Genomic DNA, 12094 nt, shown 5'->3' with positions numbered 1-12094 from the left:
AAGGATGAAGAACGTGCATTCACGATAATAGGTGGTGGAGTATCAAGTAAAAGAATACGATTTGCCTCAGTTATGCCCGGGACAGATGTCGCTTTTAAGAAAATGATTGAAAGTAGCGGGATGGAAGAAAATGAATTTATTTTCCAGGTTAAGAGAGCTGATTTTATTTCGGAGACTGTCCTGTATCGGATTAATGAATAAATAATAAGGGCTAAAAAGTTCCAGTCTTTTCTGTTTCAGTCGTAAAGAATAGAAAATTGTATCTTCCGATTATAATATGAAAATTATGTTGACCAAGGTAATTTTAAAAGACCATCGTTACAGCTCTTCGGAACCATTTCTGTTGATGCTCTTGTAGAGCAAATGGCCTTAAATGAAAATATAGAAAACACAAGTAAAACTATCTGAAAGGGGAAAATGAATTCTTACCCGTTGCCGCCAATCATGAAAAAATTTCTGTTAATAATACTATTTTTAGTTTCAAGTCGGGTTTTAGCTTGTGATTGTGACCCTCCGGATATTACCGAAAAATTTGTTCAATCAGAATTTGTTGCTGACGTTACAATTATAAAAATATATCCGAATGAAAAGAATGAACGCGGATATAAAGCAGATATTAAAATAAACAAACTGTATAAAGGCGAACCTTTAAAATCTGTTCACGTATATGGAAGAAGTGACCATAAATTTCAATCTTCCTGTGATATCTTTATTCCTGTCGATACCCAATTGATCGCGTATGCTAGAAAAAACAAAAATGGAAATTACGGAATTGGTATGTGCTCTGGCTTGCTTTATTTGAATGGGACAACACCTCAGAGAAAAAAGCGGGAAGTGGAAATTCTTGAAATGTTTAAATCAAAAGAGATTGATTTTACCGATAAGATAAGTTATCGGGAAAAAGGGACACTTAGAGAAAAACTGGATCAATTCAGAGGTATAAAACTTAAAAAAAATTATGGATTTTATCAAATAACATTCTCCTCTGATTTAGAAATAAAAAGTGTGGAACAAATAAGTGGATTTGGTACTCCAATTGACAAAAACCTAATGGAAATTCTTTATACTACTGAATGGACAAGTAGTGATAAAGGAATTAAAGACAAGGTCCCGGAGAACAGCAAATTTTTGATTGGGATCTATTATTATAAAGCCGAAAAGGAAAATCCGGGGTTTTTGAGTCAGTTTTACCATTAAAATATTTCGAAGCAACAAAATATAAAAAATCAACAATTTCAAAATTTGAAAAAAGCTAAAAATTATCTTGATAAGTTTGGTGGTACTCCCTGGAATATAAGTAGAAGAGACACTTCGAGCCACTTCATTTATACTGCTGTTAACTATGTTTTCATATTGTTCTTTTTTGTCGCCTGTTCGTCTACAAAAAACCAGACAGCAAAGACCGCCGAACCTACAAAATTTGTGTTTGAAAAATCCAGTATTTCTTCCCAAAGTGGAATCGCTAATTTAAAATCTAAGCAGGACTCTTTAATTGAAGCACTAGCCAATCCAAATGGAGAAGATTCTACAATGGTTAAACAACTCAAGGAGATGCCGTGGACTGATCTTTTAACTGAAACACCGGAAACTAAAATTTATATTGAAGTTCAGAATGATTCTATCTGGCGTCATCGGGAACAAAATGGAGAAATGATTGGAGATTATTTGATGATTCAAAAAGATAGCGGGATTTTACATTACTACGATAAATCTAAATCTGTGAACTACAGAAATTATGATCTTTTCAGTATAAAGGATGAATACGAAGTTCTGGAGAATAGAAATGACAGAAAAGAAATAAAGGGTTTTGATTGCTACAAATTATCGATAATTATAAAAGACACTATAAGCGATTTCGGAAACACGATTTACGAGATGTATGTAACCGATCAACTTGCTTTACCTATCCATTCTGTTATAAATCTCACTAAACTTGTTCCACATACCTTTCCAATGGAAATAAAAATTTCGGAAGAAAAGCTCCCCGGTTTGGCGGATAAGTATGAATTAATTGCTATTGAATACTAACCCAGGCAACTATTTCTAAGTGTTATTACTTTATTCTAATGGTTGAGCCGAATACATAGGTCGAAAAATACCAGCATATGAATTTCCCATTTCAATTCTTAAAGAAAATTTTCCTTTTACTAATATTAGTATCAGCTGTTGGTTGTTCTACAGATCAGGATGATGATCTTAAAGAGTATAATATCGAGGGGAGATGGAAGTATGAAGCAAACAATCGATATAACTATTATGGAGATTTAATTAGAACAAGAAGCTATGGTATAGTCTGGGAGGTAACTAAAGATAGTATTCAGCGATTTCAGACATTCGACTTAACTGGTGAAAATATGACGGGTACTATGAGTTTTTCCTCCACATTTGCTTATGAAACTTTTCCGGATGGCTCCTTTTCTATTTTTGAAAACAAATATCAAATTAAATCCTTAACAGAAAATGAATTTATTTTCCAGATTAATAGGCCTGATTATATTTTGGAGGCTGTTTTGTATCGAATTGATGAATAAAACATTAATTCATTTTCATCTGTATCACTTATTGATTTCCCATAAGATCAAAAATTGACATTTTGTACTATCGATTAAATCCTTGTTAATCAAATCCAAACGCAACCTATTAGTCTTTGCTGCATCTAATTAAATATGGGGTCATCAATTACTGAAAAATAAGAATCTATAAATTGGAAAATACAAACAACAATTACCAACTATGAGATTCAACTACATCATTTTTATCCTTCTTTTTTTATTTATTACAAATACATCTACAGCTCAGGATCTAAACAAAATCTTCTTAGAAGCTGAAGCTGTAACGAAATATTCGGTTGGGGAAACAAAAAGGGATATAATATATTATGAGACAAATTTTACCATTGATGTTCCACAGATTTCCAGTCATGAAAATCCTATTTATGGTTTAAATATTAGTCTTAGCTATCAATTAAGCTCAAATTTTTCCGCAGGCTTTGGATCTGGGTTAAACTTCGTCTTCGAACGGCGGCCGGATTTTCTAAATGAATATCATACTAAGATCATGGCTCCATTTTTTGGCCGCTTCAGATTCCAGACAAGTGTAAGCCCAAGTCTGATTTTTATATCAGATATAAACGCCGGATATCAATACCTGGATTTTAAACACGGCAATACACCAAACGGATTTCTTTTTCAGGAAAGCGGAGGGTTACTCTTAAATCTTGATCTTGGATTGGGCTTGAAAATTGCCAAATTCACACCTCTCTTAAAAGCAGGATATGAACTGAATCAATTTAATCATGAAAACAGTTTAGGATGGATTGCAGGTTATAATTACGAGGATAAGATAGAATACACAACTTACTATCACCTCCTCAAGCTGTCCTTAAGTCTGAGGTTATAGTAATAGAAAGCTTTGGGAAAACCCTAAAAGTATAAATTGTGGTATGTTTGATAAGTTGTGGGTTGCTATTATAACCGGCACCGTAAATAAGATTTGCAAACAAAAATATGAATTGTAAAAATTGCGATAAAGAAGTACATCTAAACTACTGTGACAACTGCAAACATCCTGTTCATTTAAAACGGATTAACAGCCATAATGTGCTTCACGAGATTCAAAAGGTATTAAACTTTGAAAAATGTATTTTTTACACCATCTGGGAATTATTAATACTTGAGATCACCTTTAAATTTACAGCATAAGCTGCTTCCGCAGGTAATATAGTCTCCCCTCTTAAGCACAAAAATTGGATAAAAATCTTACGAAGACGTATTTCTCATCATTACTCCCGTAACATTTAAGCTATAATAGTGACAAACATCTAAAGTAATAAACGTGAAAGCATGGAATTTTCAGGTAAAAAGTAGTCCTAAAGAGATTGGTGAAAAATTAGAATCCTCCCTTGGATCTGCTGGCAAATTTGTGTTTGATATAAATGATGATAAGATAAATTCAGTCAGGTTTAAATTGCGCAAACGCATGCTGCTTGGCTTTGAATTAAATTCCCAAAATCACCTTACTGTTAACGGAAAAATACTAAAAGCAGGTACCGGCAATAAGGCTGATGTAAATATTCACTTTACGCCACACATCTTATCGAAATTGGTAATTTTTGCAAATATTATTCTGGGGCTGTGCTTTTTAGCTGCGGTAATCTTAGAAGTAAATAGCCATTCCTATATGTTTATAATTGGAGCGATATTCTTGGTAACAGGAATTTTAATAGCGCTTCATTTACAGAGAAAGTTTAAGGAGCATGTTCAGGAATATAAGACGTTGCTTTCGGACGTATTAAAATTTTAAAAGGATGAAGAACGCGCTAACACGATAACAGGTGGTGGAGTTTCAAAGAAAATAATATCTTTATCACCGAGTCTAAGACGACAAATCTGCATCCCTACTCCCGCAACTTGTCCTCACTCGTAAATCTTGTAAATAATAAATCAAAAATCAATCAATCATGAACAGGAACATTTTTATCATCCTTATCGCACTCATTTGCAACGTATCATTCGCTCAAGATTTTAAAGAGCTGGCAAATTCTGAATTTGAATCAGCCGAGAGCTACAAACCTGCAGAAAAGCAGGTTTTGGTATGTGCCAATTATCTTTTTGAAAATCCGGCGAACCAGGCCGAACTAAACAGGTTGCACAGTATACAATATATTATGAAGTGGATGACGGGAACACCCGACTACACTTTTGATATTGGGCAAAAAGCAATGGAATTGACGAAAGGAAAGTCTGATTTGCTTGGTCTGTATATGGCTGCTATGTCTAAAGTTGTAATTGAGAATGAAGGTGAAGAATTGGATAGTGATCAAATTTATGATCAGGCAGAAAAAATATTAGTCAATTATTGTTCTGAACCAAATAACAAGATCAAGCCCACGAGGAAAATCAAAAAGCTAATAAAAGCGAGTTAGTACAAAGAGGACGATAAGTGGAAAATTGACGTGACCTCAGTTATGTCCGGGACAGATGTCGCTTTTAAGAAAATGATTGAAAGTAGCGGGATGGAAGAAAATGAATTTATATTTATGATCCTGGAAAATTTAACCGGTAGTGCGCCTGAACCAGATATTTGGACACCGATGTAGGAAATTGGTTTTATTCATGGTTTTTTCAAAAGAAAAATCCACCTAAAATTTTATTTATTTGATAAACAAACTTTTACTACTGCTGTTAGTACTAATTCTTACAGGCTGCGGGGGCGCAAAATATAATTACAACTTTGACCGGGGGAAGAAATTAAACTTCAGTACTGGAAAATGGATACTGAATAAACCTTATACTAATTATGAGGACAATGATGCTTATTCCATTGCTAAAAATGAATTTGAAGAAATCTTAGGGGACTCCTTACTGGAATTAGTGGAGCTGAGAAAGACAAAGCTTATCAGTGAGCAACTGCCTTTAGATCCCATTAAAAAGGAACTTAAAGAGATAAAAGAATTTACAGGCTGTGACTTCCTCATCAATATAGATTCAAAGGTTATTAGGGATGAGATGGGAAGTTTTGCACATAGCAGCAATTTTGGGACTGTTACAAAGTATAATGAAGCCTCTACTACGATTCAGATTTTCAATTTAAATACCCTCGAACTGATATCAGAATCCACCGCATCCGGAATAGTTGATGAGACAAAAACCCCTGAAGACGACGGGTTTCTTGAAAATTTTGATTATACCACTCCCGGCAGGATATTAGCACTAAAGACCATCAAAAAGCTTATCCGTAAATACGGCAAATACCAGGAAGAATAAGAAAATTTACCATCACAATTACCCCCGGCATGAAGAAACCAATAAAATATAAACTTGCATTCGGATTCTTACTTTTTGGACATATCCTCTTCGGACAGGAAATAGGACTGAATATCCACAAAACCTCCCTGGAGCAATACCTCCAAATAGAAAAGAACCTGGATAGTTACAGAATACCGGTAGCTTCAAATTCCGTATTGTTTAACGGGCAGGCAAGACCAATCGAGTTTATTCGGGAAGAAAAGATAATTCCAAACCTGTACTCACGATATCATTTTAAAGCAAAAGACTCTACAATGATGAGTGTGCATTATGAATGGGATGAAGGTTATCCCGGAAGGGTCGGGATGCATTCTTCAAAAAAAGAAGCTGTTCGAAGAGCTATGGTAGAAAAATTTCATAACCTGAAAAATAATATAATCCAAATTTACGGAGAACCAATAGAAGAGGTAGAAGAAGAGTTTTCTAATCCAAAATGGGTACATCCCAACAGCATTTTGCAAAAGATAGAAAAATGGTACCCGAATGATAGCACAGAAATTGAGTTAATGACCCGTCTTTATAAGCCCCGGAGTGGAGACACATCTAAGCAGAATCAGGAAATACATCTGTCCATAAGGAGCAGTAAAATAGAGACAACGAAAACCAGTTTTGGTCACTTGATTTCTTTATCGCTTGACTTTCTGCAAAGTCTGAATAATAAAGATATTACCAGATCGAGGGAGTTTTTTTCAGATTCAATTAATAATATTTTAACCGATGAGCACTTAAGCACACTAATCGATAAGGTAGATTTTAAAATTGAATCTATGATGACCAGGGCACATCACCTCGAAATGGCTGGAAAAGAATTTGCAGTATTCGAATTGAGGTATAAAGACGAGAGTTCATCTGCTCCAGATAAAATGATTGAAATTATGTTTGATTGTAAAAACGAAATAGTCGGGATAAGGCAAACAGATCGTAAGTGAGGATTTACTATTGATAATTTTCCAAAATGATTTAGGCAGAGGTATTACCATCACTTTTGTCATCTTATAAAAAATCAGGATCATGCAAAGAACAATAATAATTATCTTATCAGCTTTACTTTCAGTTTTACTCTTGTCCTGTGGCAAGGATTACACAGAAATTTCAGAATCAGAGTTTATCAACATGATGTGATCTATCAAAACAGTGCGCCCTTAGGTAGTCAATTTTATATGTATACATTTCATTTTCTGTCCCTCATTGTTCCTTTCTTAATCCCCGCCCATATTATTCTACTATGGATTGCCCTAAGAAGAATAATTAAATCTGAAGCAGATAATATAGAAAAACTGGTGTATAAAATTATTTCAATATTTTTTCCTTTTTTTGGGCCTATTCTTTACCTGACTACTGGCAAACTTTGATTTCCGACGCAACCTTTTACTGCTTGCTGCATCTTAACCCTGGGAGCGTCGCTATAAGTTCGATAACCTGGAATAAAAAAAATCCAATGCTGAAATTAATTCAACATTCAAAGTTTCTGCGCGATTACCACGATGCTCTGAGGCATAAAATTCTTCCTGTATTACTTTTCGTCTTCCTTATTACCTTCGTTTCCTGCGATGACGATGATTCCCGGGAATGCATTGGCCATAGAACGGAATTTGTTTCTCAAGTAAATGCTCCTGAAACGGGAAAAATTAACCAGCCGGTAGAAATTGAAGTAACCTTTTTCGTCAATGATGGCTGCGGAAAGTTTCAAAAATTTATTGAAAGTGGTACTGAAGATTCCAAAACTATCGAGGTTCAGGCAAGATATGAAGGTTGCATCTGTCCGGAAATTTATTCAGAAATAACTGCAGTCTATACTTTCACTCCCTCCGAACCCGGAGAATACGAACTTAAATTCAAGTCAGGAGAAAATGAATTTATTACAGTAAACCTGGCTATAACAGAATAAAATTTTCCGGTTCAGGAAGCTTCCGCTGCGGAAAGTTTTTCAGTTCAGGTTTCCACAAAAAAGAAGGTCGATAATTGCCAAATTTTAAGGTCGGCTTTATTCCAGCAATTAGATCCCCAGGAGTGTTGGTTATTTCCTTATAAGAGATCAATAAAATTTTACTGTAATATTCTGACTTACAGTGAAATATTCTATATTTATCATGTCCCCTTTGGTCTTGTTGAATTTCGAATGAAGTACCTGTGCTGAAAAGCGAATAGTATTGGCTTTGTTGGCGGTTCTACAAGAATGAGCTGAGTATTTACAAGGAAATAATTAAAAATCAATGAAAGCTTTTACAAAATCAACATATGGCGGTCCGGAAATTCTTCAATTGGAAGAAGTGGAAAAACCATCTGTAAAAGACGGTCACCTTCTCGTAAAAATAATGGCGAATTCGGCCAATCCCGCTGACTGGCATATTATTCGGGGAAAGCCTTTTCTTGCACGTTTCGCTTTTGGTCTGTTTAAGCCTAAAGATAAAATTCCGGGGATTGATTTTTCCGGTATTGTAGAAGAGGTAGGAAAAGATGTAGAGCGTTATAAAAAAGGAGACCGGGTTTTTGGAGAGATAATTCAAGGCGGGGCTTTTGCTGAATATATTTGTGTGCCGTCAAAGGTATGTGGTATCATGCCTGAAAGATCAGATTTCCCGGAAATGGCCGGTGTTCCTGTGGCTGGATTGACGGCCCTGCAGGCGCTTATTACTCACGGGAAAATTAAAGAAGGAGAATCTGTTATAATTAATGGTGCTTCGGGAGGTGTTGGTCATTTTGCTGTTCAAATTGCAAAAGCCTTTGGCGCTAAAGTAACCGGTGTCTGTTCAGCTAAAAAAGTTGATTTTGTTAAGAAGTTAGGTGCAGATCAGGTAATCGCCTATGACGAAGAAAATATTCATCAACACGACGGGCACTATGACCTCGTTCTTGATGCCCATGGTAATCTCTCCTTTGCCGATTTTAAACGAATGGGACAACAGGGCGTTATGATAGGTTTCACCACGGTGGGACATATGATGTCCGTAATTGTAAAAAGTAAGCTTAAAAAATTCCCTTTGGTCCAGTTTACAGCTGAAGCAAATACAAAAGATTTAGAGACATTGGCAACTATGATTCGTGATGGGAAAATCAAAGTTCATATAGAAAAAATCTACTCGTACAAAGAAATTCCGGAAGCCGTAAGCTACATTGAGGAAATGCATACCAAAGGAAAAGTAGCAATGGTTTGGGAGAGCAATGACAGCTTTTAATTCCTAAAAATTATATTCAACAGATTATGGCAACCATAAATGTATACCTCCACTTCAACGGAAATTGCGAAAAAGCATTTAATTTTTATAAATCTGTTTTTGGTGGAGACTATAAGTTTATAGGGCGTTACAGAGAGCTTTCAGAAACAGCCAGGCAGAATATTCCACATGCTACTGATGAGCAAATTATGCATATTGCCTTACCCATTAGTAAAGAAACATTATTAATGGGGGCTGATGTTGTTGATCCCGAAAAAGATTCAACTCATTCACATACTGCCTTTTCTCTATATGTGAATGCGGTTGATAAAATTGAAGCCGACCGGCTTTTTACTGCTTTGTCTGAAGAAGGGAAGGTCATTGTCGCTATTACCAATCAGTTTTGGGGTTCTTACTATGGTCTATGTAAAGATAAATTCGGAATTAGCTGGAAAATTAGTTTTAGTTCTAATGAAAAATAGACCAATTTCACCTGCATTAGTAATAACTCCTGAACAATGAAAACAGTTTTTGACGACCAAGTAAGAGCAGAATTGGTCAAGAGAGTGGGGGAAGTCAATAAGGCCAGTACGGCGGAATGGGGAAAGATGAACGTTTACCAAATGCTAAGGCATAACACTTATTGGAACGGCTGGATTTTGGGTAAATATAAGCCGGTTTATAAACAGGCCATTTCCGGTAAAATCTTCGGAAAAATCGCATTGAAAAGAATGATCAGGGACGAAAAGCCTCTGGCGAGAAATATTCCGACTTCTCCACAATTCCAGGTGAAAGAAACAAAGGGCGACCTGGAACCTGAAAAAGCTGAATGGATTTTGCTGATTAGAGAATACGACAGTTATAACAATCCGGATTTTATTCACGATTTCTTCGGAAGAATGACAAAGGAGCAGATTGGGCAGTTGGTGTATAAACACACCGACCATCATTTAAGACAGTTCCGAGTTTAAATGAATCCATGCAAGAAGGTCAATAATTGACAAATTTAGGCATCGACTTTAATCTTAGCTTTCAGAAGATACTTCGGCTTTTACATGTATATAAAATATAATCTTCCGTAAAGCATCCGTTGAAATGGTTACTGATAATAATTTAACCTATTTTTAAAGACTTTTGTTCAGAATCGCTTCAGGAATAGTGATTCGGGTGCTGAATTTTATAATTATCGGAAGCAATCTAATATGGGAAAGTTAATGCTGAAAACAAGTCCGAAAGTCAATGAGAAATTTGCCAATTATCCTGATAGTGTTCGGGAGAAATTGCAATTTCTAAGGTCATTAATCATTGAAACTGCAGAAGAAACCAAAGGTGTTACTGAACTGGAAGAGACATTAAAATGGGGTGAGCCTGCTTTTGTGACTAAATACGGCAGTACTTTCCGGATAGACTGGAAAGAAAAAACACCAAATCAGTACGCTGTTTATTTCCAATGTACAAGTCGGTTGGTAGATTCTTTCAGAATGATATTTGATCAAAAATTCCGGTATGAAGGAAGCAGGGCAATTGTATTTCATTTAGATCAGAAAATTCCCGTCCACGAACTGAAAGAATGTATAAAAGCATCTTTAACTTACCACAATGTAAAAGAGCTGGAAACCTTGGGGATTCAGCGAAATTTTTAAATCTCTTCGAATAACAATAAACTGAATGGAAAGTAAAATTGCAATTTTAAGAGGAATAAACGTAGGAGGGAAGCGGAAGATACTCATGGCAGATCTAAGAAATTTGTGCGGGGAGTTAAGAATGGACAATGTTAAAACTTATATCCAGAGCGGGAACATAATTTTCAATTCTGCAGGCCAAAATTCAGCCCTGGAAAACAAACTGGAAACTGCAATTAAGGAAAAATTCGGATTTGAAGTGCCGGTGATAGTAATGAATTCAGAAGAGCTTCAGGAATTAGTGGAGCAAAATCCGTTCTACAATCTAACTGCAGACATTAATAAATTGCACCTCACTTTCTTAAAAGAAGAACCTGCGGAAGAAAATAATCAGCACGCAGAGGCTTACGACTATAAACCTGATAAGTTTAAAATTCAGGATAAAGAGGTTTTTATATACTGCGAAGGCAAATACCACCAGTCTAAATTGACCAATAATTTTTTTGAAAAGAAACTGAAAACCGGGGCGACCACCAGGAACTGGAAAACAGTTTTAAAGCTGGTAGAATTGTGTAAAGGCTGAGAAAAACTAAAAATTAATAATAGCGGAATATCTAGGATGTTACTTTTCAGGAATTAAAATACACTAAAAATGCTTCCGGGGAATTAATATGGAATGACGACAAACAGAAGATCCGTCCTATCTCAAGGCGATCTCCTGTCTTACCATTTCTCCGTTCTTAACTTCAAATTTTGCATCTTTCCATTTTGGAGGGCCAAAATTTGCCGGTGCGTTATTGGAGACACCATAATTTTCCTTTGGCATTCCTATAAGATTGGTGTTCATCTCCCCATTTCCATCTTCATCATGAAATAGGGAAATCGCATACATTCCGTCGGGAACATCACTAAATTGTAACACTACTTTATCATCTTTAATTTCTGATTCTTCACTTAAAAATGCTTCTTTTAGAAAAGATACCTCAGTGTTATGAAGGGCAACGATAACAGACCCCTGGTCAGATTCGAAATTCCTGATTTCTACTTCGATGGTATTTTGCGCGTTTAGAAAAACCGTTCCGAAGAGGAAAAAAGTAAGCGCCGGGATTATTTTATTCATAACTTTAAAAATGAGATTTAAAAAATGAAGTTACAACAATAGTTCCATTTTTGGTGTCAAACTATTGCAACAGAGAAATTACAGCTTCAGATCAACCTTTAAACCCGAAATAAAAACATTCGGGAGCTGAATTATTCCTGCTGAAGAAATGAGGTTAGGAAAAGAGAAAGCCGAAAATTGGCAAATTTCAGCCAACACTTGTAACCGGGGATAACACAGAATTTTCATCATATATTAAGCTCCTTTTGAAATAATGGCCGATAAATTCCGAAACAAATACCGAATCCCATCTGCGCGATTACAAACCTGGGATTATTCATGGAATGCTGCATATTTCGTAACCATATGCACTCATAATCGCCAGAATTTCTTCGGAAAAATCTCCGATGC

General features: G+C 35.7%; 17 protein-coding genes. 16 read left to right on the top strand and 1 reads right to left on the bottom strand.

Translation table 11 applies throughout. From position 1 onward, the window contains the following. Positions 1–444 precede the first annotated feature (444 nt). From RM545_RS01945 to RM545_RS01875, 16 genes are all read left to right on the top strand, one after another. Positions 445–1197, top strand: a complete 753-nt coding sequence (locus RM545_RS01945; RefSeq protein ID WP_311493597.1) for a hypothetical protein — start codon at positions 445–447, stop codon at positions 1195–1197. Between the two features lie 45 nt (positions 1198–1242). Beyond that, a complete protein-coding gene (locus RM545_RS01940; protein WP_311493595.1) occupies positions 1243–2028 on the top strand; it encodes a hypothetical protein in 786 nt (261 codons plus the stop codon). A gap of 77 nt (positions 2029–2105) precedes the next feature. Then, entirely contained in the window at positions 2106–2531 is a 426-nt protein-coding gene (locus tag RM545_RS01935; RefSeq protein ID WP_311493594.1) for a hypothetical protein, read from the top strand. A gap of 202 nt (positions 2532–2733) precedes the next feature. Further along, the gene (locus tag RM545_RS01930) at positions 2734–3399 is read left to right on the top strand and encodes a hypothetical protein (protein WP_311493593.1); all 666 of its coding nucleotides are present in this window, start codon (positions 2734–2736) and stop codon (positions 3397–3399) included. 435 nt (positions 3400–3834) lie between these two features. Continuing rightward, positions 3835–4302: a 6TM ABC transporter family protein gene (locus RM545_RS01925; RefSeq protein ID WP_311493591.1), complete on the top strand. Its 468-nt coding sequence runs from the start codon at positions 3835–3837 to the stop codon at positions 4300–4302. A 157-nt stretch (positions 4303–4459) separates the two neighbouring features. Continuing rightward, the gene (locus RM545_RS01920) at positions 4460–4924 is read left to right on the top strand and encodes a hypothetical protein (RefSeq protein ID WP_311493590.1); all 465 of its coding nucleotides are present in this window, start codon (positions 4460–4462) and stop codon (positions 4922–4924) included. 30 nt (positions 4925–4954) lie between these two features. After that, the gene (locus RM545_RS01915) at positions 4955–5098 is read left to right on the top strand and encodes a hypothetical protein (RefSeq protein WP_311493589.1); all 144 of its coding nucleotides are present in this window, start codon (positions 4955–4957) and stop codon (positions 5096–5098) included. A gap of 58 nt (positions 5099–5156) precedes the next feature. Continuing rightward, the gene (locus RM545_RS01910) at positions 5157–5765 is read left to right on the top strand and encodes a hypothetical protein (RefSeq protein ID WP_311493588.1); all 609 of its coding nucleotides are present in this window, start codon (positions 5157–5159) and stop codon (positions 5763–5765) included. 29 nt (positions 5766–5794) lie between these two features. Then, entirely contained in the window at positions 5795–6736 is a 942-nt protein-coding gene (locus RM545_RS01905; RefSeq protein WP_311493587.1) for a hypothetical protein, read from the top strand. Between the two features lie 231 nt (positions 6737–6967). Further along, the gene (locus RM545_RS17620; RefSeq protein ID WP_432264567.1) at positions 6968–7159 is read left to right on the top strand and encodes a PLDc N-terminal domain-containing protein; all 192 of its coding nucleotides are present in this window, start codon (positions 6968–6970) and stop codon (positions 7157–7159) included. A gap of 86 nt (positions 7160–7245) precedes the next feature. Continuing rightward, entirely contained in the window at positions 7246–7695 is a 450-nt protein-coding gene (locus tag RM545_RS01900; RefSeq protein WP_311493586.1) for a hypothetical protein, read from the top strand. Positions 7696–8020: 325 nt separating this feature from the next. Continuing rightward, positions 8021–8983: an NAD(P)-dependent alcohol dehydrogenase gene (locus RM545_RS01895; RefSeq protein WP_311493584.1), complete on the top strand. Its 963-nt coding sequence runs from the start codon at positions 8021–8023 to the stop codon at positions 8981–8983. A 26-nt stretch (positions 8984–9009) separates the two neighbouring features. Then, on the top strand, positions 9010–9444 hold the full coding sequence (locus RM545_RS01890; RefSeq protein ID WP_311493582.1) for a VOC family protein: 435 nt from the start codon (positions 9010–9012) through the stop codon (positions 9442–9444). A 36-nt stretch (positions 9445–9480) separates the two neighbouring features. Then, positions 9481–9933 (top strand): DUF1569 domain-containing protein, encoded by a 453-nt coding sequence (locus RM545_RS01885; RefSeq protein ID WP_311493581.1) that lies wholly within the window; start codon positions 9481–9483, stop codon positions 9931–9933. 243 nt (positions 9934–10176) lie between these two features. Beyond that, a complete protein-coding gene (locus RM545_RS01880; RefSeq protein ID WP_311493580.1) occupies positions 10177–10605 on the top strand; it encodes a DUF1801 domain-containing protein in 429 nt (142 codons plus the stop codon). A 25-nt stretch (positions 10606–10630) separates the two neighbouring features. Then, positions 10631–11167 carry a DUF1697 domain-containing protein gene (locus RM545_RS01875; RefSeq protein ID WP_311493578.1) on the top strand — a complete coding sequence of 179 codons (537 nt, stop codon included), beginning with the start codon at positions 10631–10633 and terminating at the stop codon, positions 11165–11167. Positions 11168–11284: 117 nt separating this feature from the next. On the opposite strand, the gene RM545_RS01870 is transcribed toward RM545_RS01875, so the two are convergent. Next, positions 11285–11704 carry a DUF2141 domain-containing protein gene (locus RM545_RS01870; RefSeq protein WP_311493577.1) on the bottom strand — a complete coding sequence of 140 codons (420 nt, stop codon included), beginning with the start codon at positions 11702–11704 and terminating at the stop codon, positions 11285–11287. Positions 11705–12094 lie beyond the last annotated feature (390 nt).

The organism is Autumnicola lenta (assembly GCF_031846515.1).
GTDB lineage: Bacteria > Bacteroidota > Bacteroidia > Flavobacteriales > Flavobacteriaceae > Autumnicola > Autumnicola lenta.
This window is presented reverse-complemented; position numbering and strand designations above follow the sequence as displayed.

Excerpts from the sequence above, each read along its gene's own strand:
- RM545_RS01945 (WP_311493597.1), top strand. The coding sequence starts at position 445 with ATGAAAAAATTTCTGTTAATAATACTATTTTTAGTTTCAAGTCGGGTT.
- RM545_RS01935 (WP_311493594.1), top strand. The coding sequence starts at position 2,106 with ATGAATTTCCCATTTCAATTCTTAAAGAAAATTTTCCTTTTACTAATA.
- RM545_RS01930 (WP_311493593.1), top strand. The coding sequence starts at position 2,734 with ATGAGATTCAACTACATCATTTTTATCCTTCTTTTTTTATTTATTACA.
- RM545_RS01920 (WP_311493590.1), top strand. The coding sequence starts at position 4,460 with ATGAACAGGAACATTTTTATCATCCTTATCGCACTCATTTGCAACGTA.
- RM545_RS01905 (WP_311493587.1), top strand. The coding sequence starts at position 5,795 with ATGAAGAAACCAATAAAATATAAACTTGCATTCGGATTCTTACTTTTT.
- RM545_RS17620 (WP_432264567.1), top strand. The coding sequence starts at position 6,968 with ATGTATACATTTCATTTTCTGTCCCTCATTGTTCCTTTCTTAATCCCC.
- RM545_RS01900 (WP_311493586.1), top strand. The coding sequence starts at position 7,246 with ATGCTGAAATTAATTCAACATTCAAAGTTTCTGCGCGATTACCACGAT.
- RM545_RS01895 (WP_311493584.1), top strand. The coding sequence starts at position 8,021 with ATGAAAGCTTTTACAAAATCAACATATGGCGGTCCGGAAATTCTTCAA.
- RM545_RS01890 (WP_311493582.1), top strand. The coding sequence starts at position 9,010 with ATGGCAACCATAAATGTATACCTCCACTTCAACGGAAATTGCGAAAAA.
- RM545_RS01885 (WP_311493581.1), top strand. The coding sequence starts at position 9,481 with ATGAAAACAGTTTTTGACGACCAAGTAAGAGCAGAATTGGTCAAGAGA.
- RM545_RS01880 (WP_311493580.1), top strand. The coding sequence starts at position 10,177 with ATGCTGAAAACAAGTCCGAAAGTCAATGAGAAATTTGCCAATTATCCT.
- RM545_RS01875 (WP_311493578.1), top strand. The coding sequence starts at position 10,631 with ATGGAAAGTAAAATTGCAATTTTAAGAGGAATAAACGTAGGAGGGAAG.
- RM545_RS01870 (WP_311493577.1), bottom strand. The coding sequence starts at position 11,704 with ATGAATAAAATAATCCCGGCGCTTACTTTTTTCCTCTTCGGAACGGTT.